This window comes from Arthrobacter rhombi, assembly GCF_900163545.1.
Classification (GTDB): domain Bacteria; phylum Actinomycetota; class Actinomycetes; order Actinomycetales; family Micrococcaceae; genus Arthrobacter_H; species Arthrobacter_H rhombi_A.
The window spans coordinates 38,670-62,815 of sequence record NZ_FUHW01000011.1 but is presented as its reverse complement, the minus strand read 5'-3'; the positions used below and the strand labels follow the sequence as shown (position 1 = coordinate 62,815).

Below are 24,146 nucleotides of genomic sequence, written 5' to 3'. Positions count from 1 at the left end.
CCTCTGATGGAGGGCAGGCCGGCCGGTCTGTCGATGCCTATAATCTACCGCGAGGCAGCCACCAGACCAATGGAAGATCGATCTCTTCCGTCGGCCGCGAGGAACCGTTGCCGGCTTAGCCGTGCGTGGCAGTATTCGACGGCAGGTCAGGCTCCACCGGTGCCGCATGGGCCCCCTGCGGCTTGGACGTCCCGGCCTTGCGCTGTTCACGTTTCTCGAGCCGACCTTCGACCAGTTGGTATAGCACCGGCACCAGAACCAACGTCAGGGCCGTGGAGGAGACCAATCCGCCGATGACCACGATGGCCAAGTCTTGGGAGATGAACCCGCTGGAACCGGTCACGCCCAAGGCCATCGGCGTGAGGGCGAAGATCGTCGCCAGAGCGGTCATCAGGATCGGACGCAGCCGCTGCCGGGCACCATTGACGACGGCGTCCTGGACACTCTGGCCCTGACGCCGGTATTGATTGACCAGGTCGATGAGCACGATCGCGTTGGTGACCACAATGCCGATGAGCATCAGCAAACCGATCATCGAGGCCACACCCAGCGGTTTGCCGGAGACGAGCATGAGCAGGATCGCCCCGGTCGCGGCAAACGGAATCGACACCAACAGGATCAGCGGTTGCAGCAGGGACCTGAACTCGGCCACCATCAGCAAGTAGACGATCGCAATGGCGACCAGCATGGCCAACCCCAGCTGCTTGAACGAATCCGTCTGCTGCGCGCTGACACCGCCGATTTCCACCGAGGCCCCCGGCGGCAGGTCGATGCCATCCAACGAGTCAGTGACCGCTGAGGTCACCGCTCCCAGTTCGCCCTCATCGGGGGTCAGCGAGACCGTGGCGACGAGTTGGCCACCTTGCCGGCTGACCGAGGAAGGCACGCTGGTGGGTTTGATATCTGCGAGTTCCGAGAGCTTCTTCATCCCCGAGGCGCTGGGGACCGGGGAGTTCTTGAGTTCCTTCAGCGAGGCGACCGAAGAGCCGCTGTCGACGTAGACGGAGAGGTCCTTGCCGTCGATCCTGATGCTGTCCACCGCCTGCGGATTGGCTGCGGAGGCCACGATCCCTGAGACCTGCATTTCGGTCAGCCCGGCCTGCGCGGCCTTGGTGCGGTCCACCACGACCTCGATCGTGGGCTGGTCCGTCGCAAGGTCGCTGGCGATATCCGTGGAATGCGGGGTGTCCTTGAGGGCGGAGAGCACCTGGCCCGAGGCCTGGGTCAGTGCCGACTTATCGTCGTGAGCCTTGACGATGACGTCCACCGTGCTGCTTCCGTAGGCAGCTGCCTCACCAACTGAGATGTCCTTGCCGTCGGGCAGATCAGCCAGACGTTTTTGGATATTCGCGCTGATGTCGCTCTGGTCGCCATCGGGGTCGGTGTTCACCGTGTAGGACGCCGAACTGGCACCTCCTCCGAGCATGGCGGCTAGGCCTTCCCCGCCCACTCCTGCGGTCAGCAGGACGCTTTGGACACCCTCGGAATCCATCAGGGCTTCTTCGGTGGCCTGGGCCTGGGTGCTGATCGTCTTCAGATCGGCGCCGGTCTTGAACTGCTGGGTGACCTGCAGGCTGTTTTGGCCGGTGCTGCCCAGGAAGTCGACCTTCAATAGGGGCAGAATGCCTGCGGTCAGGACCAGGATCATCACGGCACCGACCAGCGTCCAGACCGGGTGGCGCTGGGTGCCGCGCAGGATCGGGAGGTACCCGCGCTGTAGCCGGCTTTTGCGCTCCTTGACCTCGGAAGCGGCGCGAACCTCGGCCGGGTCGACGTCATGCTGCGGTTGGCGCATGAACCAGTAGGCCAGGATCGGGACGATGGTCAGTGCCACGAACAGCGAGGAGAGCATCGCGATGGCGACGGTGAGGGCGAAGGGCCTGAACAGTTCCCCCACCACATCGCCGACCAAGGCGATAGGGAGGAAGACCATGATCGTGGTCAGCGTCGATGCGGTGATCGCCCCGGCAACCTCCTTCACCGCTGTCAGGATGGCTTGGCGTTTTTCTTCCCCATAGCCCAGATGCCGTTTGATGTTCTCGATGACCACGATCGAGTCGTCGACCACGCGACCGATGGCAATGGTCAAGGCGCCCAGGGTGAGCATGTTCAGCGAATAGCCGCCCACGTTAAGCCCAATGAAGGTGACCAGGACCGAGATCGGGATCGAAATCGCTGTGACCAGTGTCGAACGCACGGAGAGCAGGAAGACGAGGATGACGATCACCGCGAAGGCCAATCCCAACAGGCCCTCGATGGCCAGATGGTTGATCGACTGCTCGATGAATGGGGCCTGATCAAAGATCGGGGTGATGGCTGCACCTGCGCCCAAGGCATCCTTGAAGCCGTCGAGCTTGTCATTGACAGCATGGGAGATGGACACGATGTCGGCATCGGGCAGCGCGGTGACCTGGACGGAGAGGCTGGGTTCGCCGTTGGTCCGGGTGATGGATGTTTGCTTCTCGTTGGTCACCTTTACCGAAGCGACATCGCCAATGGTCTTCAGTGGCCCGCTGGCGGGGGCCGCGGGGGCGGCAGGGGCTTGGCCCGCTGCGGCATCCGAGTCCTGGCCCGGAGCGTCCTGGCCCTGGTCCGCCTGACCGGGGGCGCCCTGGCCCGGAGCGCCATCGTCACCCGCCGCCGGGCTGGGGGGCAGCAGGGGCAGTGATTTGAGGGCGTCGAGGGATTCGATGGCGTTGCCGGCCTGGACCGAAACGGATTGGTCGTCCTCGATGATGGTTCCCGCGGGAAGGGTCGTACCATTGGCCTTCAGGGCGGAGGAGATGGTCTGCTGTCCAAGACCGGCGGCAGCCAGTTTTTTGGCGTCGGGATCGATCGTGATCCGCTGTTTCGTCTCGCCGCTGAGCTGGACGTCACGGACCCCTTCAATGCCCTGGATCTCGGGCAGGACGGCTGTTTCCAGGCTATGGCTGAGGCTTTCGGCGGAGGCATCGGAGGAAGCAGTCAACATGACCACGGGAATATCTGAGGTGCTGCCAGCCAGGATCTCGGGGTCGGCACCCTCGGGGAGCTTCGAGGAGACGGAGGCGACGGCCTCACGCAGACTCGATTCGACCTTGTCCTGGTCCAAACCGTATTCGGTGGCCACCGTGATGGTGGACACCGACGGAGCCGAGGTGGCAGAAACGGTTTCGACTCCACTGACACCCTTGACTGCTTGGGAGAGCGGCAGACTGATCTGCTCGTCGATCAACTCAGGGCTGGACCCCACGGCGGTGGTTAGGATCGTCGTCTGAGGGATGCTGATCGGCGGGATCAGCTCCTGCTTGAGTGAACCCATCGAAACGAAACCGGCCACGGCAATGATGAGCGTCAGGAGCGCGACGACAGCCCTGTTGGCGAGGCTGAGGCGGGCGAGATGGTGCACGAGGGGATCCTTCGGCAGGCAGCGGGGAAGATCAGCCGATAAGCTGTAACCAAATAAGCATAGCTTGTGGCTAAGCATTTGCTGGGTGGCTACTGTGGACGACGACGAAATGAGGGGCATGGGCGAGCGCGAAGCGTTGATGGAACGCATCGAGGCACTGGAGTCGAGTGCTGATCGAATGCGTCGTGACGCCTCCCTGGAGGCGCTGCTCTCTCTGCCCCTGACCGTTCAGCAGCTCAAGGCCGCGGCGGTGGTGATCACCGCCAATGGTGATGCCACGTCCCAGCGTATTTCCGAAGTTCTTCACGTGTCGCTGGCGACGGTATCGGGGATCGTGGACCGGTTGGTCAGTCAGGGAGTCGTGGAACGGTTCCCCGATGAACGCGATGGCCGCTCACGTCGTCTGGTGGCCACCGACCATGGTCGGGAGATGCTCCAAGCGGTGATCATCGACGCCGATCGGTATCGCAAGGCGGCGATGGCCCGGCTGGCGGTCGCCGATCTGCGGGCCCTCGTCCAGGGGCTCGAAGCCCTCGCGGCAGTCGCCCTCGTCGAGGACGGCACACCGACCGGAACGGTCTAGGCCAGGTCGTGGGAAACGACGGCGAGGAAGCCTCGTCCGGAGATCTCAGGAGGAGCCGTGTCGTTGCCGATCACGGTATCGAGCCGTTCGAGCCCCAGGGGTTCGGCCTCTGGGCCGGCAGATACTGCCGCGTTGCCCTGGAGGAAGACCGCATGCTGGTCCCCGAAAACCGGGTGCGGGCGTTTCTTCGAAAGCTCCAGGATGACCACGTGGCCCCGGTGGCTGGGCCCGGTGATCAAATTGAGGTCCCTGATCGGCCCCTCAGGCAAGGTGGCGCCGGTCTGGGCGCCGCCATCAAAACGGAACGGCCGGTACTTCTGTAGTCCCTGCTCGACGCCGTCGACGGTGAGCAGCATGAACTCACCGTCGATGACGGTCAGAATCCGTTCGCAGCCCGGGAAGGCGGAGAACTCGCCCTCCCGGGCCACGTCGGCGATGCTGATGCGCCACTGCCAGTCGGGGCCGGACGCCACGGCCTCCGCGCCAGGTTCCGGCGGTGCTGCCGAACAAGCGATTTCCACCGTGGTGCCCCCGCCATTGCGCCAGCGTTCCGGGGTCAGCGACGCGAAACGGATGACGTGGGCGGGAGCGGGGATGTTCATGCACGGATCCTGACGTTAAGGGGTGTGGCGCCTACTGTAGCGCCGAGGTGGCTGCACCGTTGGCTGCCGCCAGCAGCGTACCGTCGGCGACCAGCGTGTGCACGGCCTCGATCTCGGGGGCCAGGTACCTGTCGGTCCCCGGACCGTCGACGACCTCGCGGATCGCCCGACGCACCGCGGTGACGATGGGGGAGGACTTGCCGGTGGCCAGTCCGCCATCGCGCATGTCCAGGGCGCGGGCGCTGGTGAGCAGCTCCACGGCCAGCACGCGCTGCAACCCATCGATCGAGCGGCGCAGCTTCAGACCGGCAGCCCAACCCATCGACACGTGGTCTTCCTGCATGGCCGAGCTGGGAATCGAGTCCACCGACGCCGGCACTGCCAGACGCTTGAGCTCGGAAACGATGCCGGCCTGGGTGTACTGGGCGATCATGTGGCCCGAGTCCACCCCCGGATCATCGGCCAGGAAGGCGTTGAGGCCGTGGCTGCGGGATTTGTCCAGGAACCTATCGGTCCGGCGCTCCGAAATGGAGGCCAGATCGGCCACGGCGATGGCCAGGAAGTCCAGGACGTAGCCGACCGGGGCCCCATGGAAGTTGCCGTTGGATTCCACCCGGCCGTCGGTGGTGACCACCGGGTTGTCGATGGCCGAGGCCAGCTCCAATTCCGCCACGGATTCGGCGTGGGCCAGGGTGGCACGCACGGCGCCATGGACCTGCGGTGCGCAACGCAGTGAATAGGCGTCCTGTACTCGGGTGAAGGCGTGTGAACCTTCCTTCTGCTCGGCAATGAGCGTTGACCCCGAGAGCACGGCACGCATATTCGCCGCGGAGGCGATCTGCCCCGGATGCGGGCGCAGGGCATGTAGATCGGGGGCGAAGACATCATCGGTGCCCAGCAGGCCCTCGATGCTCATCGCTGCGGATAAATCGGCGGTGGCGACCAGGCGGTGCAGATCCTCGGCGGCCATCAACAGCATGCCCAGCATTCCGTCGGTGCCGTTGATCAGCGCCAGGCCTTCCTTTTCGGCCAAGACGACCGGTTCGATGCCCGCCGCGGCCAGTGCCTCGGCGGCTTCGACGAGCTCGCCGGCGGCATTGCGGACCTTGCCCTCGCCCATCACGGCCAAGGCGCAGTGGGACAGCGGAGCCAGATCCCCGGAGCAGCCCAGCGAACCGTATTCTCCGACGATCGGGGTGATTCCGGCATTGAGCACCGCGGCGTAGGCGCTGGCGACCTCCGGACGCACTCCGGTGCGTCCGGTGGTCATGGTGTGCAGGCGATTGAGCATCAGGCCGCGCACGACCTCACGATCGACCTCGGCGCCGGAGGAGGCGGCATGGGAGCGGATCAAGGAGCGCTGCAACTGGGCGCGCAACTCAACAGGGATCTGCTTGGTGGCCAAGGCGCCGAAGCCGGTGGAAACCCCGTAATGCGGTCGCGTATCGGTGACCAGTGCGTCGATCACCCGACGTGATGCGGCCATGGCGGATAACGACTCCTCGGAGATCTCCACCCGGGCGTCATGGCGGGCGACCTGCACGACGTCCTGCGGCGCCAGCGGCGCTGGGCTCAGGCTGATGTTCTCTGCCATGGGGTATTCCTCTCGTTGGGTGCCTCCCGGCCAGAAGGCTTGCCAAGTGGTGATATTCACGTTTCAATAAGTGAAACGTAAATTTTGTCTGGTGGCAAGACAGCCGACTGTCGAAACCATCTCGGGGTAGCGAAATAGGAGGAGATATGGCCGAACCGTCCACCCGCACGGTGGAGCGGGCCTTGCACCTGCTCGGTTCCGTCTGCGAGGCAGGGCATATCAGCCTTGCCGAGGCCGCCCGGCAGACGGGGCTCTCGGCATCCACTGCCCTGCGGTTGCTGCGCACGCTGGAATCCAGCGGGTTCGTCCGCCGTGAACCAGAAGCCGGTTACCGGCCGGGAATGCGGATCGTCCAACTCGGCGCGCAGGCGCTGAGCCACGAATCCCTGGTCTCGCTGGCCATGGAATCCCTCCGCCATCTGGTGGCCGCAACGGGGGAGTCCGCCTACCTCAGCGTCCCCTCGGTGGGCGGTACGGCCGCCCAACACAGCATCTACATCGCCGTGGAGGAAGGGACACATTCGGTGCGTCATACCTCCTGGGTCGGACGCAGTGTTCCGCTCGAGGGCAGTGCTGTCGGCGCAGTCCTGAAGGGCAAGACCCCTGCTACCGGGTACGTCGTCGTGGACCGCGGCGTCGAAAAGGACGTGACCGCGATCGCCGCCCCCATCACCGTGGGCCGCGGCGACGAAACACGGGTCATCGCCGCGCTGTCGGTGATTGCGCCGTCGTACCGGATGGACGCCGACCTGATCGCCCAGATCGGCCGCCAAGTCGCTGCCGAAGCCCACACCGTCCTCACCACCCACCAACTTGATACCGAAGCCGGCGAAGACGCCGGCAGCAAGGAGCAGACGGCATGAGCCAGTCATTCACCCAACACGATCCCTCCCGCAGCATCCGTGCCGCCCGCGGAACCCAGCTCACCGCCAAGTCATGGCAGACCGAGGCGCCGCTGCGCATGCTGATGAACAACCTGGACCCCGAGGTCGCCGAACGGCCCGAGGACCTGGTGGTCTACGGAGGCACGGGGCGGGCAGCACGCTCCTGGGAAGCCTACGACGCGATCACCCGCACCCTGGAGACCCTGGAGGACAACGAGACCCTGTTGGTCCAGTCAGGAAAGCCCGTCGGCGTGTTCACCACCAATAAGTGGGCCCCACGCGTGTTGATCGCCAACTCGAACCTGGTCGGGGACTGGGCCACCTGGCCCGAGTTCCGCAAGCTGGAGGCCGAAGGCCTGATGATGTACGGGCAAATGACCGCCGGTTCCTGGATCTACATCGGTACCCAGGGCATCCTGCAGGGCACCTATGAGACCTTCGGCGCCATCGCGCGCAAGCTCACCGGTGACGAGGACGGCACACTGGCCGGAACGCTGACGCTCACCGGCGGCTGCGGAGGCATGGGCGGGGCCCAGCCCCTGGCCGTCACGCTCAATGGCGGCGCTTGCCTGATCGTCGATGTCTCCGAGGAACGCCTGCGCCGCCGCGAAGGCAAACGCTACCTCGACGAGGTCGAAACCGATCTCGACACCGCGCTGGCCAAGGTCCTGGCCGCCAAGGCCGAAAAGCGTGCGCTCTCCGTGGGCTACGTCGGCAACGCAGCGGACGTCTTCCCCGAACTGCTGCGCCGCCACCAGTCAGGGGACATCACGGTCGATATCGTCACCGACCAGACCTCCGCCCACGACCCGCTGTCCTACCTGCCGGTGGAATACACCCTGGACCAGTGGGACGCCGAGGCGCAGGCCGACCCGATCGGTTTCACCAAGAAGGCCCAGGAATCCATGGCAGCCCAGGTGGAGGCGATGGTCGGCTTCCAGGACGCCGGCGCCGAGGTCTTCGACTACGGCAACTCCATCCGCGACGAGGCCCGCCAGGGTGGCTTCGCCCGGGCCTTCGCCTTCCCCGGTTTCGTTCCGGCCTACATCCGCCCGCTCTTCTGCGAGGGGCTGGGCCCGTTCCGTTGGGTTGCCCTCTCCGGGGATCCCGAGGACATCCGCGTCACCGACGAGGCGTTGAAGGAACTCTTCCCGGACAACGCCCACCTGCACCGCTGGCTTGACGCCGCCGCTGAACATGTCGAATTCGAAGGCCTGCCCGCGCGCATCTGCTGGCTCGGCTACGGAGACCGCGCCAAGGCCGGCCTGCTGTTCAACCGCCTCGTCGCCGAAGGCAAGGTCTCAGCGCCCATCGTCATCGGCCGCGACCACCTCGACGCCGGCTCGGTGGCCAGCCCGTACCGCGAAACCGAAGCCATGGCCGACGGCTCCGACGCCATCGCCGACTGGCCGCTGCTCAACGCCCTGACCGCAGCATCCTCGGGCGCCACGTGGGTTTCCATCCACCACGGTGGTGGTGTCGGCATCGGGCGCTCCATCCACGCCGGTCAGGTCTCCGTCGCCGACGGCACCGAACTGGCCGCCGCCAAACTCGAAGCATTGCTGACCAACGACCCGGGCATGGGTGTCATCCGCCACGTCGACGCCGGCTACGACCGTGCGTCCGAGGTCGCTGCCGAACGCGGCGTGCGCATCCCGATGGCGGAATAGCATGAGCCAGAACAGCACCGTCAACTCACTGATGGCAGCCATCGCAGACACCGGACGCGACCGTCGCCGCGGTGGTTACACCCGCCCGGTCTACTCCACCCCCGAACTGGAACTGCGCGAATGGTTCACCACCGAGGCCAGCCGCCGCGGGCTCGCCGTCGAACGCGATCACAACGGCATCATCTGGGCCTGGTGGGACCTGCCCGGCCCCAGCTCCGCCGAACCACGTCGTGGTGCCCTGGTCACCGGCTCGCATCTGGACTCGGTCCCCGGTGGCGGGGCCTTCGACGGCCCGCTCGGGGTCGCCGCGGCGCTGGCAGCCCATGACATCCTGGCTGCCCGCGAGGCGGCGGGGGACCTGCAGCGCAACCGCGCCATGGCCATCGCCGTCTTCCCCGAAGAGGAAGGTTCCGCCTTCGGGGTCGCCTGTCTGGGGTCCCGGTTATTGACCGGGGCCATCGAACCGACGCGGGCACTGAACCTACGCGACGCTTCGGGCACCACCTTCGCCGACGCCTCGAAGGCCCAGGGGTTGGACCCCGCGGCCATGGGGCGCGACGAGGAGGCACTGGCCCGGATCGGCGACTTCGTCGAATTACACGTCGAGCAGGGCCTGGGGCTCAACGGCGAGGACCATACCGATGCCGCAGGACGCGGGCCCGCGGTGGCCGTGGCCTCCTCGATCCTCGGGCACGGACGCTGGCGGTTCTCCGTTTCTGGACAGGGGAACCACGCGGGAACCACGTTGATGACCGACCGTGCCGACCCGATGGTCGCCGCCGCCCAGATGGTGTTGGCCGTCCGCAAGACAGCGGCCGGCCAGTCTGATGCCCGCGCCACCGTCGGACGGTTGGAACCAATCCCCGGCGGGACCAACGTCATCGCCTCCCGGATCGACTTCTGGATGGATGTGCGCCACCCCGACGATGCGATCACCGGGTCCCTGGTCGAGCGGATCCATGGCCAGGCCCAGAAGATCGCCGCCTTCGAAGGCTGCTCGGTGACCATGACCGAGGAATCCTCTTCCGGCACCGTGCACTTCGACGCCACGCTCACCCGGACCCTGCAGAACTCGGTGCAACGCAGCACCCCCGGAGCGCCGGCGCTCTCCACCGGCGCCGGGCACGACGCCGGGATCCTCGCTGCCGAGGTCCCCACCGGGATGCTCTTCGTGCGCAATCCCTCGGGCATCAGCCATTCGCCCGAGGAGTACGTCGAGGACGAGGACGCGAGCGCAGGCACCGCGGCCCTGGCCGACACCCTGGAGGACCTGCTGTGAGCGCGAACGAGGAGACCCTGGTGCGGGTCCCGGGGCCGGTCAATGCGCATTCCCATGCCTTCCACCGCATCCTGCGTGGACGCACCCACGAGGGGACGGCCGGCGGGGCAGGGGACTTCTGGACCTGGCGTGAACAAATGTATGCCGCCGCCGAACGGCTGGACCCTGCCGGCTACGAACAATTGGCCACCGCGGTGTTCGCGGAAATGGTGGTCACCGGGTTCACCGCCGTCGGCGAATTCCACTACCTGCACCACGGCCCCGACGGGGCGCCCTACCCCGACCATGAGATGGAACGGGCCCTCGCCCGGGCAGCCCGAGCCGCAGGAATCCGGTTGGTCCTGCTGGACACCTGCTACCTCTCCGGCGGACTCGATGCCGCGGGGAACCCGCTGGAACTCAACCCCACCCAACGGCGATTCTCCGACGGCGACGCCACCGGGTGGGTGGAGCGGCATACCGCCCTGCGGGAGGCACTGGCCGCCGACGAGCCCGCCACCGAGGCAGAGGGCGCCGGACTGGTTTGCCTGGGTGCCGCCATCCATTCGGTGCGTGCCGTGCCGGTCCCGGCACTGCGGGTCCTTGCCGCGGCGCTGGCACCGGGGGAGCCGCTGCATGTACATCTTTCCGAACAGCCCGCAGAGAACCAGAGCTGTTGGGCAGCCCACGGGATGAGCCCCACCGGCCTGTTGGCCGGGCAGGGGTTGTTGGGGCCGCACCTGTCGGCGGTGCACGCGACCCACCTCACCGAAGCCGATATCGCCGCGCTGGGCGGAACCGGCTGCTCGATCGTGATGTGCCCGACCACCGAGGCGGATCTGGCCGACGGCATCGGTCCGGCCCGCGAACTGGCCGATGCCGGGGCGACCATCGCCCTGGGCACCGACCAACACGCCGTCGTCGACCCCTATCTGGAGATGCGTGCCCTCGAATACGGCGAACGCCTGCGCACCGGCATCCGGGGGCGTTTCTCCCCGACCGAGCTGGCCACCGCATCGCGGGCCGGGGGACTGCGCAGCCTGTCCCTGCCCGATAACGACGACCACATCCTCGTAAACGCCCACAGTCTGCGTACCGCCGGCAGCCGCGTCGCCCAACTGCCCTTGACGGCCACCGCCGCCGACGTCCACGCTGTGGTCATCAACGGCGTCGAGGTCGCCCGGAACGGGATACACACCCGGCTGGGCGATCCTGCCGCCTTGTTCCTGACCTTCACCCACGAGCATCGGGAGTTCGCATGAGCGCCACCTTGGTGACCAATATCGGAGAACTGACCACACTGGACCCCGACGCCCGCGTTTTGGCCGGTGCCGCCGTGGTCCTGGACCGCGGGCGTATTGCCTGGATCGGGCATCCCCGGCAGGCGCCGGCAACGGATACCGTGTACGACGCCGGAGGGCGGGCAGCGCTACCGGGCTGGGTGGATTCGCATACCCACCTGATGTTCGCCGGTGACCGGGCCGCCGAATTCGAGGCGAGGATGGCCGGGCAGGACTACGCCGCCGGCGGGATCAGCGTGACCATGGAAGCAACCCGGGCCGCCACCGACTACGAACTGACCCGTCTGCTGATGGGTCGGGTGGCCGAAGCCAACGCCGGGGGGACCACCTACCTGGAGACCAAGACCGGCTATGGCCTGGATGTCACCGAGGAAACCCGCCACGCGCGTATCGCTTCCACCATTGTCGACCAGGTCACCTATCTGGGGGCCCATCTGGTGCCTCCGGGGGCCGACGGCGAGGAGTACACGGATCTGGTCTGTGGGGACATGCTCTCCGCCGTGCGCCCCTATGTGAAATGGGCCGATGTGTTCTGCGAGCGCGGGGCCTTCACCGAAGAGCAATCCCGCAGGGTCCTCACCGCCTGCCGTGATGCGGGCCTGGGCCTGCGGGTCCACGGCAATCAACTTGGCCCCGGACCGGGGGTGCGGCTGGCCGTGGAATTCGGTGCCGCCAGTGTGGACCATGTGAACTACCTCGACGACGCAGATGTCGCGGCGCTCGCCGGATCCTGGAGCGGCTGGGATGCCGAAACCGGAACCGGGGAAGCCGGGACGGTGGCCACCTGCCTGCCCGCCTGTGACCTCTCGACCCGGCAGCCCCTGGCCGATGGCCGCCGACTGCTTGACGCCGGAGTCCAGATCGCCCTGGCCTCCAATTGCAACCCGGGGACCAGCTACACCAGCTCGATGGCGTTCTGCGTTTCCACAGCTGTGCTCCAGATGCGTTTGTCGCTGACCGAGGCCCTGCGGGCAGCGACCATGGGCGGAGCACTGGCCTTGGGGGTGCAGGATCAGGTGGGCAGCATCGAGGTCGGCAAAAGGGCGGATCTGCAGCTGCTCAACGCGCCGTCCTCGGCCCACCTGGCTTACCGGCCCGGTATGCCGCTGACCGGCGCCGTCTGGCGGGCGGGAGAACGGGTGGATCGCATCGCCGTCGGCTCCGCGCCACTGGCCTAGTATTCACACATGCGTACCAAGAGCCTCTGGCCGGAAATCCTGATCGTCATGGGGCTCTCACTGGGGCAGTCAGCCATCTACGCCATCGTTTCGCTGATCGATAAGCTCAGCCGCGGCCCGTTGGGCTCACAAACGACCACACTGAATAATTCGCTCAGCAATCGGCAGTACTTTGACCTGACGTACCAACTGATGGACATCATGTTCGCCCTGGTGCCGGTCGCCTTGGTGTTCTACCTCTTCCATCTCGCCGGCAGCAATGGGTTCCGTCGCCTGGGGTTCGACCTGCGCCGTCCGGGGAAGGACTCCTGGCAGGGGGTGGGACTTTTTGTGCTGATGGGGGTCGGCACGCTGGGTGTCTACGCGCTGGGCAGGGCCCTGGGGGTGACCACTGCCATCGTCCCCGAAGCGTTGGAACCGTATTGGTGGACGATCCCTGTGCTTCTGCTCTCGGCCATCCGGCACGGCATCCTGGAGGAGACGATCATGATCGGGTACCTCTTCGACCGGCTGCGGAAACTCGGTTGGGGGATCTGGCCGATCATCCTCACCAGCGCCGTGGTCCGCGGAAGCTACCACCTGTATCAGGGGTTCGGCCCGTTTCTGGGGAACGCCATCATGGGGGTGGTCTTCGGGTGGATCTATACCCGGACGGGCCGGGTCATGCCGTTGGTCATCGCCCATGCGCTGCTCGATATCGCCGGTTTCGTGGGGTATTCGCTCATCGGCTCGGCGATCGGGCTGGGAACCTAGCCGCCCCAACGCCTGCAGGTTGTAGGTAAACGCCTACAGGGTATAGGTTTGGTGCATGAAACGGGCACCCCTTCATTACGCAGCAGTGGTCCAGGCAGCCGCCGAGCTGGCTGACCGGGATGGCTTCGAGGCCATCACGGTCTCGGCGTTGGCCCGGGAGGTGGGCGTCCGCCCCGCCAGCCTCTACTCGCACGTCAAGGATCTGGCAGCCCTGCTGGACGGGTTGCACGAACTCGTCCTCGGCGAGGTGGCTGAGGCGGTGGCCGCGGGGATTGCTGGGCGCTCCGGTTACGAGGCGCTCGTCGGTCTGGGCGAAGCCCAGCGCGACTTCGCCGGGCAGCACCCCGGCAGATGGGCCGTCCTGGCGCGGCCTGCCACACCGAAGACCGCCCGATCCGCGGGGGCCGTCCGCCTCGTTGACCTCACCTTCTCGGTGCTTCGCGGCTACCGCCTGCCGGAGACCGAACTGGTGCACGCGACCCGCTTCATGGGCGCCACGGTCAACGGGTTCTTGGCCCTGGACCGGGCTTCCTCCTTCGAACACCGCGACGAGCAGACCCGCAGGTCTTGGCACCGCGCCCTGGACGCCCTCGACCGCGCCTTGGCCAGCTGGCCCACCACATCAGAGCAGGAGCACTCATGATCACTACCGACATCACCGCAGACCTCGTCCGGGGCATCTCTGAACTCGAAGAAACCCCGCGCGGCCTCACGCCACATCGCCTGCCGACCTGGGTGCGGACGCAATACCCCGACCCACAATTGCTGTCCATGGAGGTCCAGCCCTCGGGGGTTCGGCTGGCCTTCACGACGGAGGCCTCCCAGATGGCGTTGGAAACACATCCGAGTCGGGTGGTCTACCGCGGAGCAGACCGGCCACGCGGCTGCCTGCAGGTCCTCATCGATGACCAGCCCTGGAGCATCGAACCGCTCGCGGGCGGGGACGCCATGGAAGTAGACCTAGCCACCGGCGCGGTCGAGCAGGTCCCCGGCCCCTCCCACACCACCGTGCTTCACGGACTGCCCGCGGGGCAGAAACGCGTGGAGATCTGGTTGCCCCATAACGAGGCCCTCGAGCTGATCGGCCTGCGCTCCGACGCCCCGCTGCAGCCCATCGAGCCCGACCGTCCGCTCTGGGTCCACCACGGCAGCTCCATCAGCCAGGGCTCGAACGCTGCGGCACCCGCGGGGATCTGGCCCGCCGTGGCAGCCCGGCGCGGAGGCGTGGAGCTACGCAACCTCGGGTTAGGGGGCAGCAGTATCGTGGACCCGTTCATGGCGCGGGTGATCCGCGATACGCCGGCGGATCTGGTCAGCCTGAACTTCGGCATCAACATCGTGAACACCGATGCGATGCGCGTGCGGGCGTTGGTCCCGGCCATCCACGGATTCCTGGACACGATCCGCGACGGGCATCCCACCACGCCGATGGTACTGATCTCCCCGATCTTCTGCCCGATCCACGAAAGCACTTCAGGCCCCGGCGCGATCGCCCCGGAGAGCCTGGGGACGAGCCAGGTCAAGTTCACCGCGACGGGGACCCCAGGGGATGAATCGGCGGGACGGCTGACCTTGGAAGTCATCCGCCGCGAAATGCACTCACTCATGGAGCACCGGGAGGAAGACCGGAATCTGTACTTCCTCGACGGGCTGGGCCTGTATGGGGCCTCGGATGAAAACGACCTGCCGCTGCCGGACAACCTGCACCCCGACGCCGCAACGCATCAGCTGATCGGCGATCGCTTCGCCGATTATGCGTTCAGCGTCAACGGCCCCTTTGCGGCGGCCCCGCGCCACTGAACACAGACGGCACCCACAACACGAAAACGACGGCGGCCCGCGGGCCGCCGTCGTTCGGTGTTGTGGTCGGTCACCGGTTTAGAGGGTGATCGTCCCCGAAGGGGTCTCAAAAGTCACCGACATGATGCCCGGAGTGCCGTTGGGGGCCTCCCACTGGACCTCGACTTCGCCGAGCGGCGACTCCGAGGGGGTGCCCAGCCATTCCCTGACCCGTTCCACCGAGCCGGCAATGGAAATACCCGAGATGCTGCCCTGGGGTTCCAGGGCCCGGGAGGGGTGCAGGTCCTCGGTGCCGGTATCCCAGCGCAGCATATACGGCACCTGCGGGTCGGCGATCAGACCCTTGATCCCGATTTGCTGCCACGTCAGTTCCTGACCGTCAGGGAATTTGCGGTTGCCCGGGACCGATGACCGGCCCAGACGCTCCTCGAACGGTGCCAGATCGTCAACGGCGACGCACCAGCCCATCCAACCGCCACCCATCTCCGAGCGGGCACGGACGGCCTGCCCGAACGGCGCCTTATCCGAGGACGGGTGGTCCAGGACTTCCACCACTTCCAGGTATTGGGTGTTCTTCAACGGGAAAATAACGTTCCTGGTCCCGAAGCGGGGATGAATGCCTCCCTTGACGGACTCGATCCCCAGAGTCTTGCCGACACGGGCGGCCGTTGCGGCCAACCCGTCTGGTCCACATGCGTATGAAACGTGATCCAACCTCATCATGGCTTCATGATCGCACTTTGTGAGGTGCGTCTCGACTTAGGGTTGCCTAAGTCACTATTTATCGTTTTATGTGACGACCGTCTCGAGGCCCGGAAAGGGCCAGCCGCGCACAGGAAAAAGTGGGGGACGACGGCGAATGTTGCGCACTGCGGTCATATTGGTGCGAATTTGTTGCGGGGTCAGGCCCGATCTAGAACACTGGTGGCAGGTCATGAGTGCCAGCGCGAAACCCCGGTTTGCTGGCCGGCAACCCTCCACTCGCGGTGGGGTGCCCCGGGTGAAGACCAGGTTCGCCTCCACCAGGAGAACGGACAAGCGCGGGTCACCTCCCGGCATACCCTCCCGGGTACCGCCGTGGAACAGGGGCCCCTGAGTCGTAGAAGGGGACAGAAATGTCTGCATCATGGTCTTTTGAAACTCGTCAGGTCCACGCCGGTCAGGCTCCGGATCCCACCACCGGAGCCCGGGCGCTGCCGATCTACCAGACGACGTCGTATGTCTTCCCCAGTGCCGAGAGTGCCGCAGCACGCTTTGCGCTGAAGGAACTCGAACCGATCTACACCCGCATCGGCAACCCGACCCAGGAAGCCGTCGAAACGCGGATCGCCGACCTCGAAGGTGGTGTCGGAGCGCTGCTACTGGCCTCAGGCCAGGCGGCGACCACGCTCTCGATCCTCAACCTCGCAGGGGCCGGCGACCATATCGTGGCCAGCCCCAGCCTCTACGGGGGAACACAGAACCTGTTCAAGCACACCCTGAAGCGTTTGGGCATCGAGGTCACTTTCGTGGAGGACTCTGACAGCCTGGACTCCTGGCGGGCCGCCGTGAAGCCCGGGACGAAGGCCTTTTTCGGGGAAGTCGTTTCCAACCCACGCCAGGACGTGCTCGATGTCGAGGGCGTCAGCGCGGTGGCTCACGAGGTGGGGGTACCGCTGATCGTGGACAACACCTTGGCTACTCCGTACCTGGTCCGTCCCATCGAATTCGGTGCCGATATCGTGGTGCACTCGGCCACGAAGTACCTGGGCGGACACGGAACCTCCGTCGCCGGGGTCATCGTGGATTCGGGCAACTTCGACTTCGCGGCAGACCCGGAGCGCTTCCCGGAATTCAACACTCCCGACGAGTCCTACAACGGGCTGGTTTTCGCCCGGGATCTCGGGGTCGGCGGTGCCCTGGGGGCGAACCTGGCGTTCATCCTCAAGGCGCGCGTCCAGCTCCTGCGCGATCTGGGTTCTGCGGTGTCCCCGTTCAACGCGTTCCTCATCGCCCAGGGTCTGGAAACCCTGAGCCTGCGCATGGAACGCCATGTGGAGAACGCGCAAAAAGTCGCCGAATGGCTCGAGGCCCACGGCCAGGTCGATTCCGTGGCCTTCGCCGGTCTGCCCTCCAGCCCCTGGTACGAACTGGGCCGCAAATACGCTCCGCGGGGCGTCGGAGCGGTCCTGGCCTTTGAGATCGCCGGTGGTGAGCCGGCAGGTCGGGCCTTCGTCGACGGACTGGAATTGCACTCCAATGTCGCGAATATCGGCGATGTGCGCTCCCTGGTGATCCACCCGGCCTCCACCACCCACTCCCAGCTCTCCGAGCCCGAACGCGCGGCAGCAGGGGTGAGCTCCGGACTGGTGCGGCTCTCGGTGGGCATCGAATATATCGACGACATCATCGCGGACCTTGAGATCGGTTTCGCTGCCGCCGCCGCCGCAGCTGCAGATGTCGCCGCCGGGGACGTCCCGGAAGTCCAGGCAGTCCGGTGAGTCAGGGCGTTGGTGACGTGAGGGAACGACGTCGGGCCCCCGGAACGCCGCTGATCCGCGACGGGATCCTCAAATGCCTGCCCATCGGCGGCTACCGGTTCGACACCGGAGGCTGGCTGCCCGAGGTCACGATCGGCTATGAAACCTGGGGTACCCTCGACGCCCAGGCATCCAACGCGGTGCTCCTGCTCCATGCCCTCACGGGGGACACCCATGTCTCCCGCGGTCATAGTCAGGAAGAAGGCTGGTGGGAAGGCCTCGTCGGGCCCGGCAAGACGATCGACACCGACAGGTTTTTCGTCGTGGCGCCGAATATGGTGGGCGGCTGCTACGGCTCCAGCGGACCTTCCAGCCTGGACCCCGACGGGCGCGCCTGGGGCTCGCGTTTCCCGTTCACCACGGTGCGGGACTCGGTGCGTACCGAGGCCCGGCTGGCCGACTACTTGGGCATTACGCGCTGGCATTCCGTCCTGGGCGGTTCCCTCGGCGGGGCGCGGGCGCTGGAATGGGCCGTGGAATACCCCGAACGGGTGGCCCGGTGCGCCGTGATCGCGGCGACCGCCGTGGCCTCGGCCGAACAGGTCGCGTTCGGACAGATCCAGACCCAGGCCATCCGTCTGGACCCCGACTTCAACGGCGGGGACTTCTACGGATCGGTGTCCTTGGCAGGATCGATCGACGCCATCGGCACCCTGCCGCGCGGCAGCGGCAGCGGACCTCTGACGGGGCTGGGAATCGCCCGTCGGTTGGCGCATATCACCTACCGTTCCGAACCGGAGCTGGAAATCCGTTTCGGGCACGAAGGCCAGGCCGACGAGGACCCCTTCGGCAGTCCCGGCTTCGCCCGGGGCCGATACCAGGTTGAAAGCTATCTGGACCATCAGGCAGGAAAACTGGTGACCCGATTCGACGCCAACTCCTATATGGTGCTCACCGAAGCGTTGGTGGGGCACGACGTCGGACGGGGGAGGGGCGGAGTCGAAGCGGCCTTGCGCCGGAGCGACGGGGTGGAATTCCTGGTCGCCGCCGTCGACAGCGACCGGCTCTACGGTCCCCACCAGTCCGAACGGCTGGCAGCAGCGCTGCCGGGAAAACCGCAGGTCCAGTACATCCATTCACCGATCGGCCACGATGGCTTCCTGACCGATATCGAACAGTTGAATCATGTGCTGCGTTCGGGTTTCTACGCCTGAGGGGCCCGGGCCGAAGGGCTAGTCCGCTTCGTTGCGCGGGTCGCCGGCGCCCACACCGCGGGTGGTCCCGCCCGTGGAGAAGGGCATGGCCTGCGGCCGTTTGGCAGTGATTCCGTCACCGCTGGATTGGTGCCTTAGCCGCCGCAACACCCACGGGGCCAAATGCGTGCGCGCCCAGACCAGATCCTCACGCCGGGCCACCCGCCACGGTTTGGGCTCCGAAGGGCTGGGCTCCAACGCCGTGAGTTCGTGCTCAACGTTCAAGGCGTTGAGGGCCATCATCGCGATGGTGTGGTGGCCCAGGGGCGAGAAGTGCAAACGGTCGGGAGCCCACATCCGTGCTTCGTGAAGCTCGCGCATGGCCCACATATCGGCGATGACCGCGTCATGGCGGGCGCCGATCGCCCGCAAATTCTCGTTATAGATCGCCACACGGCCGCGCATCGACCCCAAGACCGGTGTTTCGCCGATATCGGGACCGTTGAAGAGCAGGAGCGTGGCCCCGGTCGCCGAGAGTTCGCCGATGAACCGGTCCATGATCACCGCCAGAGCATCGGGATCGCCTCCGGGGCGCAGCACATCGTTGCCGCCGGCACAGATGGTGATCAGGTCCGGTTGCAGAGCCAAGGCGGGTTCGAGTTGTTCTTCATGGATCTGATCGAGAAGCCGCCCACGGATCGCGAGGTTGGCGTAGGCGAAGTCTTCCACCTCCCGGCTGAGCTGCTCGGCCATACGGTCGGCCCAGCCCCGGTGTCCGCCGGGGCTTTGCGGATCCGGATCCCCGATGCCCTCGGTAAAGGAATCGCCCAGGGAGACCATGCGACGCCACGGATGCCGGGGCGCCTCGCCGGTGGCCGAAAGCGGGGGGACTGACAGCTGGGGTGTGGAGGAAGAATCGAGGTTACTCACGGGTACAGTGTTTCACTGGGCGCCCGAGTTCGCCACCCCGAGACGGTGCCGGGAAGACGCGCCGGGCAGCGGGCAGCGTCCTGTTGGCGGAGGGTCGCACATGATTCAATGGCCGCATGACTGACACTTTGCCCCGGCCCGTCGTTGCCTGGTCCCGTCCCGAGTCCGAACGAGCGGGGACACCTCTGCTGGTCCTCTTCCACGGGTATCTCTCCCACGAGAAGGACCTGATCGGCCTGGCCCCGATGTTGCCGGAGGAATTCACCCTGGCCTCGGTCCGCGCCCCGTACGCCATGGGCCCGGGCTACACCTGGTTCCCGCTGATGGAAGACCTGGACTATTCGCTGGAGCGGGTCGTGGAATCGGTACAACAGGTGTGGGCGTGGCTGGACGAGGTGAAGGAAGAGCACTCCTCGGTGACGCTCTTGGGCTTCTCCATGGGAATGGCCGTGGCGACCTCGGTCCTGCGCCACCGCCCGCAGGAAATCGACGCCGTCGTCGGGCTTTCCGGATTTGCGATCCAAGCCAACGGGCACGAATTCTTCGACGACGAGGCCACGAAGGCGGAACGAAAGCCGATGTTCTGGGGGCGCGGCCAGGCAGACCCGGTGATCACCGAAGCCAAGATCGACTTCACCCTGAACTGGGCGGGGGAACACACCGACCTGACCAAGATGCTCTATGCCGGAATGGCCCACAGTGTTTCGGAGCCGGAGATGAAACATGTGAGCGAATTCCTGAGCCACCACCTCCTGGCCTAGGGCATAGCGCCGGCCGCTGAGCTATTCGGCGTCCACGACCACTGACTCGTCGCCGAGCCCGACGACGTCGCCGATCCGCAGCTGCCGACCTCGGCGGGTCTCGATCTCGCCGTTGACCTTCACCATCCCGTTCTCGATGAGTTCCTTGGCATGGAAACCGTCTTCGGCCAGATTCGCCAGCTTGAGCAGCTGCCCCAAACGGATGGACTCGTCGCGGATGCTGATGGGCTGGGGCTGAGCTGCTGTCATGAGTCCATCTTGCGTCACGAGCATGCCCGACCGCCACCGCGGGGATAGCATGACCAGCGATGAACCCAGTGACCGCTCCGAGGACCACCGCCCGTCACCTCCCGATCTGGGCCGGGCTGGTCCTGGCCATCATCGGCGGACTGATGATGCCCATCCAAGGCAGGATCAACGGCGGGCTGGCCGAACGGATGGGGGACGCCAACGCCGCAGCGGCCATCAGTTTCGCCGGTGGCACCGTGGTCATGCTGCTGACCTCGGTCCTGCTGCCGCGGGGACGTGCCGGGTTGGCGGCCATGCGCCGGGCCGTTGCAGGACGCGAATTTCCTCGCTGGTACCTACTGGCAGGGCTCAGCGGCGGGTACATCGTCTTCGGGCAGAGCCATGCGGTGCCCTTGATCGGTGTCGCACTGTTCACCGTGGCCATCGTGACCGGGCAGACCATGAGCGGGCTGATGGTCGACCGGGTCGGTTTCGGCCCCGGCGGCAAACGCTTCATCACCGCCCGGCGGATGGCCGGAGCCGTGCTCATGATCATCGCCGTACTGTGGGCGGTTTCACCCCGGCTGGAATCCTCGACCCAGGGGCTCTCCTGGCTGGTGCCGGTGCTCCTGCCGTTCAGTGCAGGACTGTTCATGGGATTCCAACAAGCCATGAATGGGACCCAGACCGCCGCCTATGGCACCCCCATCACCGCCACGCTGGTCAACTTCCTCGTCGGTGGAACCGCCCTGTTCATCCTGTGGGGTATCAGCTCCATCGGTGCCGAAGCCCAGGTGGTGTTCCCTCCCCAATGGTGGCTGTATACCGGCGGGGTCTTCGGTTGCGTATTCATCGCCATCGGTGCCCTGCTGGTCAAATCGTTGGGCGTACTGATCTCCGGATTATGCATGATCGCCGGACAACTGATCGGCTCGCTGGCCATCGACCTGATCCTGCCTGCCCCCGGCACCATCGTTGCCGTGGCCACCGTCCTGGGCACTTTGTTGACCCTGGCCGCCGTCGGTCTGGCCAGCATTCCGGCTGGACGTTGGCCACGTCCGGCGAGCGCCCGCCGCTAGTGGAAATTGCCGGTCGACACGGCGATCACGTTAGGCTTGGCCGATATTGTTACCCCGCTACGGACCGCAACCAGCGGCCTCGTAAACCATTGGAGTTGAATTCATGGCGCCCCAGTCACCGCTCGATCAGGTCATTTCGCTCGCGAAACGACGCGGCTTCGTCTTCCAGGCCGGTGAGATCTACGGCGGTTCCCGCTCCGCCTGGGACTACGGGCCGTTGGGTACCGAGCTCAAAGAGAACATCAAACGTGAATGGTGGCAGTCCTTCGTCCGCGGCCGCGAGGACATGGTGGGCCTGGACTCTTCGATCATCCTTCCCAAGGCCGTTTGGGAAGCCTCCGGCCACGTAGCAACCTTCACGGACCCGCTGGTTGAATGCACCAGCTGCCACCGGCGCCACCGCGAAGACCACCTCATCGAGGCGTTCACCGCCCGGAAGAAGCGCGAACCGGTCGACGGCATGTCCGAAATTGCCTGCCCGGATTGCGGCAATAAGGGCGGCTGGACCGAACCGCAGCTCTTCTCGGGTCTGGTGAAGACCTACCTCGGTCCGGTGGACAACGAAGCCGGGCTGACCTTTTTGCGCCCCGAAACCGCGCAGGGCATCTTCGTGAACTTCAACAACGTCCTCACCACCTCACGGAAGAAGCCCCCGTTCGGTATCGGCCAGATCGGAAAGGCCTTCCGCAACGAGATCACCCCGGGCAACTTCATCTTCCGCACCCGCGAATTCGAGCAGATGGAAATCGAATTCTTCACCGCTCCCGAAGACGCCGAGCACTGGTACCGGGAATGGATCGACGCCTGCTGGGCCTGGTTTTTGGATCTGGGCATCAACCCGGAAAACATGCGCCAGTACGACGTCCCCGACGGAGAACGCGCCCACTACTCCGCAGGAACCATCGACTTCGAATACCGCTTCGGCTTCAAGGGCTCCGAATGGGGTGAACTGATGGGGGTGGCCAACCGCACCGATTACGACCTGAACGCCCATACCGAAGGCTCAGGCACCGAATTGAGCTACTTCGACCAGGCCACCGGCGAACGGTTCACCCCGTATGTCATCGAGCCCTCCTTCGGCCTGACCCGTTCGATGATGGCGTTCCTGGTGGACGCCTACACCGAGGACGAGGCACCGAACTCCAAGGGCGGTGTCGATAAGCGCACCGTCCTCAAACTGGACCCGCGGCTGGCCCCGGTGAAGGCGGCCGTGCTGCCGTTGAGCCGCAACGAAGAGCTCACCCCCAAGGCCAAGGACCTGGCCGCAGAACTGCGCAAGCACTGGAATGTCGACTTCGACGACGCCGGAGCCATCGGACGACGCTACCGTCGGCAGGATGAGATCGGCACCCCGTTCTGCATCACCGTGGACTTCGACACCCTCGAGGACCATGCGGTGACCATTCGTGAACGCGACACCATGAACCAGGAACGAGTGGCCCTCGACCAGGTGAAGTCCTACCTGGCTTCACGTCTACTCGGAGCCTGAGCCTTCACGGGCCGGCCGCCCCACGGCGGCCGGCCCGCAGCTGTTTTATCACCTCTAACTCGCATCAGGAGCATCATGAGCAACCTCACCTACCGGCCGTGGCAAGAAGGCGACGACCTGGCTCTCCTGGAGATCCTCGGAGATCCGTCCACACCACAGGCCCATATCGATCGCACGATGCTCCGTGCCGATAGCGATGACCCGTGGGCCCGTACCCTCGTCGCCGTTGACGAAGGAGTTCCGGTGGGTGCCGGCACCTTATTTGAATCCTCCCTGCACCCCGACCGGCTGTGGTTCTTCGTCGAGGTCGCCCCGGGGCTACGCCGCCAAGGTGTGGCCACCGAACTCTTGCGGCGGCCGCGCGAATTCCCGGCGCCGTCGGGAGTCACCGCCCTGAAGTCCAGGTACACGGTAGAAGGCGCCGAAGGCGAGGCCGCAGCCGCCTTCACTGTCTCGCTCGGTCAGGAACAGATCCAACGCTCCCGCGGAGTTGTCGTGGAACCCGACTCTTTGCGGCTGCCGGTTTTCGAGGACGAGGGCCTGACCCTGGAGGAGGCAGCCACCGGTTCGGTGGAGCTCTCCCAGATCGTGGCTGACTTCTACAACGCGGTCCACGCCTGGGATCGCGCGCAGATGACCCTGGGCCGCGCCCAGACGATGCTGCTCAACGACGCCACCGGAGCCAAGGGCGCCATCGTGCTGCGGGATAAGCCCAAGGAGGCCGGGGGCAAGATCCTCTCCTTCGCGATCAGCTACGAGCCCGACCGGGTCGACGCCCCGGCAGATGTCCTCATGGGCTGGGATCCCTCGCTCTCCGACTCCGAGGCCCGCGAAGCGGTCCGTGGGCTGCTGGCCATGCTGGCCCACCAGTACCCGGTCAAACTCGAAGTCGACGACGCCATGGTCCCGTTGGCCGATCTGACCGACGAGCTGATCACCGCAGGGTCGGCGACCGTCGTGACAACGACGATCATCGTCGCCAACTAGGCGGCCACG

The 24,146-nt window shown here is 65.9% G+C and carries 21 protein-coding genes and 1 riboswitch; of the genes, 15 read left to right on the top strand and 6 right to left on the bottom strand.

What is annotated here, in order from left to right:
- Nucleotides 1-115: 115 nt before the first annotated feature.
- Nucleotides 116-3,388 carry an efflux RND transporter permease subunit gene (locus FM101_RS02160; protein ID WP_179204204.1) on the bottom strand — a complete coding sequence of 1,091 codons (3,273 nt, stop codon included), beginning with the start codon at nt 3,386-3,388 and terminating at the stop codon, nt 116-118.
- Between the two features lie 85 nt (nt 3,389-3,473).
- Between FM101_RS02160 and FM101_RS02155 the strand changes: the two genes are divergently transcribed.
- Entirely contained in the window at nt 3,474-3,971 is a 498-nt protein-coding gene (locus tag FM101_RS02155; RefSeq protein ID WP_143269173.1) for a MarR family winged helix-turn-helix transcriptional regulator, read from the top strand.
- Here the strand turns inward: FM101_RS02155 and FM101_RS02150 are convergent.
- Both FM101_RS02150 and hutH read right to left on the bottom strand, forming a co-directional pair.
- Nucleotides 3,968-4,573, bottom strand: a complete 606-nt coding sequence (locus tag FM101_RS02150) for a HutD/Ves family protein (RefSeq protein ID WP_086994785.1) — start codon at nt 4,571-4,573, stop codon at nt 3,968-3,970. The two genes, FM101_RS02155 and FM101_RS02150, sit on opposite strands and share 4 nt — an antisense overlap.
- 31 nt (nt 4,574-4,604) lie before the next feature.
- Nucleotides 4,605-6,167: a histidine ammonia-lyase gene (hutH, locus tag FM101_RS02145; protein ID WP_086994782.1), complete on the bottom strand. Its 1,563-nt coding sequence runs from the start codon at nt 6,165-6,167 to the stop codon at nt 4,605-4,607.
- Nucleotides 6,168-6,313: 146 nt separating this feature from the next.
- Between hutH and FM101_RS02140 the strand changes: the two genes are divergently transcribed.
- Genes FM101_RS02140 through FM101_RS02105 form a run of 8 tightly spaced genes read left to right on the top strand, consistent with a single transcriptional unit; the run spans nt 6,314 to nt 15,011 of the window.
- Complete coding sequence (locus FM101_RS02140; RefSeq protein ID WP_086994779.1) at nt 6,314-7,030, top strand: IclR family transcriptional regulator; 717 nt, start codon at nt 6,314-6,316, stop codon at nt 7,028-7,030.
- Nucleotides 7,027-8,721, top strand: a complete 1,695-nt coding sequence (locus tag FM101_RS02135) for a urocanate hydratase (protein ID WP_086994776.1) — start codon at nt 7,027-7,029, stop codon at nt 8,719-8,721. Before FM101_RS02140 ends, FM101_RS02135 begins: the two co-directional genes overlap by 4 nt.
- Nucleotide 8,722: 1 nt before the next feature.
- The gene (locus FM101_RS02130; RefSeq protein WP_086994773.1) at nt 8,723-10,000 is read left to right on the top strand and encodes an allantoate amidohydrolase; all 1,278 of its coding nucleotides are present in this window, start codon (nt 8,723-8,725) and stop codon (nt 9,998-10,000) included.
- The gene (locus FM101_RS02125) at nt 9,997-11,241 is read left to right on the top strand and encodes a formimidoylglutamate deiminase (protein ID WP_086994770.1); all 1,245 of its coding nucleotides are present in this window, start codon (nt 9,997-9,999) and stop codon (nt 11,239-11,241) included. Before FM101_RS02130 ends, FM101_RS02125 begins: the two co-directional genes overlap by 4 nt.
- The gene (gene hutI / locus FM101_RS02120; RefSeq protein ID WP_086994767.1) at nt 11,238-12,458 is read left to right on the top strand and encodes an imidazolonepropionase; all 1,221 of its coding nucleotides are present in this window, start codon (nt 11,238-11,240) and stop codon (nt 12,456-12,458) included. The genes FM101_RS02125 and hutI overlap by 4 nt, the downstream gene beginning before the upstream one ends.
- 9 nt (nt 12,459-12,467) lie before the next feature.
- Nucleotides 12,468-13,211 (top strand): CPBP family intramembrane glutamic endopeptidase, encoded by a 744-nt coding sequence (locus FM101_RS02115; RefSeq protein ID WP_086994764.1) that lies wholly within the window; start codon nt 12,468-12,470, stop codon nt 13,209-13,211.
- Nucleotides 13,212-13,266: 55 nt separating this feature from the next.
- Nucleotides 13,267-13,854, top strand: coding sequence for a TetR/AcrR family transcriptional regulator (locus FM101_RS02110; RefSeq protein WP_086994761.1), 588 nt, complete (start codon nt 13,267-13,269; stop codon nt 13,852-13,854).
- A complete protein-coding gene (locus FM101_RS02105) occupies nt 13,851-15,011 on the top strand; it encodes a GDSL-type esterase/lipase family protein (protein ID WP_086994758.1) in 1,161 nt (386 codons plus the stop codon). Before FM101_RS02110 ends, FM101_RS02105 begins: the two co-directional genes overlap by 4 nt.
- Before the next feature lie 78 nt (nt 15,012-15,089).
- Here FM101_RS02105 and FM101_RS02100 read toward each other — a convergent pair whose 3' ends face one another.
- Entirely contained in the window at nt 15,090-15,734 is a 645-nt protein-coding gene (locus tag FM101_RS02100) for a VOC family protein (RefSeq protein ID WP_086994755.1), read from the bottom strand.
- A 207-nt stretch (nt 15,735-15,941) separates the two neighbouring features.
- A riboswitch (SAM riboswitch) is annotated at nt 15,942-16,058 on the top strand.
- A 68-nt stretch (nt 16,059-16,126) separates the two neighbouring features.
- On the opposite strand from FM101_RS02100, the gene FM101_RS02095 reads away from it, so the two are divergent.
- Nucleotides 16,127-17,491, top strand: coding sequence for a bifunctional o-acetylhomoserine/o-acetylserine sulfhydrylase (locus FM101_RS02095; protein WP_086994752.1), 1,365 nt, complete (start codon nt 16,127-16,129; stop codon nt 17,489-17,491).
- Nucleotides 17,492-17,508: 17 nt separating this feature from the next.
- Entirely contained in the window at nt 17,509-18,684 is a 1,176-nt protein-coding gene (metX, locus tag FM101_RS02090; protein WP_086994882.1) for a homoserine O-acetyltransferase MetX, read from the top strand.
- An 18-nt stretch (nt 18,685-18,702) separates the two neighbouring features.
- On the opposite strand, the gene FM101_RS02085 is transcribed toward metX, so the two are convergent.
- Entirely contained in the window at nt 18,703-19,593 is an 891-nt protein-coding gene (locus FM101_RS02085; RefSeq protein ID WP_428844132.1) for an SGNH/GDSL hydrolase family protein, read from the bottom strand.
- Between the two features lie 116 nt (nt 19,594-19,709).
- On the opposite strand from FM101_RS02085, the gene FM101_RS02080 reads away from it, so the two are divergent.
- Nucleotides 19,710-20,354 (top strand): alpha/beta hydrolase, encoded by a 645-nt coding sequence (locus FM101_RS02080; protein WP_086994747.1) that lies wholly within the window; start codon nt 19,710-19,712, stop codon nt 20,352-20,354.
- A 21-nt stretch (nt 20,355-20,375) separates the two neighbouring features.
- Here the strand turns inward: FM101_RS02080 and FM101_RS02075 are convergent, their stop codons facing one another.
- Nucleotides 20,376-20,603: an RNA-binding S4 domain-containing protein gene (locus FM101_RS02075; RefSeq protein WP_086994744.1), complete on the bottom strand. Its 228-nt coding sequence runs from the start codon at nt 20,601-20,603 to the stop codon at nt 20,376-20,378.
- Nucleotides 20,604-20,662: 59 nt separating this feature from the next.
- On the opposite strand from FM101_RS02075, the gene FM101_RS02070 reads away from it, so the two are divergent.
- The 3 genes from FM101_RS02070 to FM101_RS02060 all read left to right on the top strand — a co-directional run bounded on the left by FM101_RS02070 (nt 20,663) and on the right by FM101_RS02060 (nt 24,137).
- Nucleotides 20,663-21,661: a DMT family transporter gene (locus FM101_RS02070; RefSeq protein WP_086994741.1), complete on the top strand. Its 999-nt coding sequence runs from the start codon at nt 20,663-20,665 to the stop codon at nt 21,659-21,661.
- A 103-nt stretch (nt 21,662-21,764) separates the two neighbouring features.
- Complete coding sequence (locus FM101_RS02065) at nt 21,765-23,150, top strand: glycine--tRNA ligase (RefSeq protein WP_086994738.1); 1,386 nt, start codon at nt 21,765-21,767, stop codon at nt 23,148-23,150.
- Between the two features lie 75 nt (nt 23,151-23,225).
- Nucleotides 23,226-24,137 carry a GNAT family N-acetyltransferase gene (locus FM101_RS02060; RefSeq protein ID WP_086994735.1) on the top strand — a complete coding sequence of 304 codons (912 nt, stop codon included), beginning with the start codon at nt 23,226-23,228 and terminating at the stop codon, nt 24,135-24,137.
- Nucleotides 24,138-24,146: the final 9 nt, after the last annotated feature.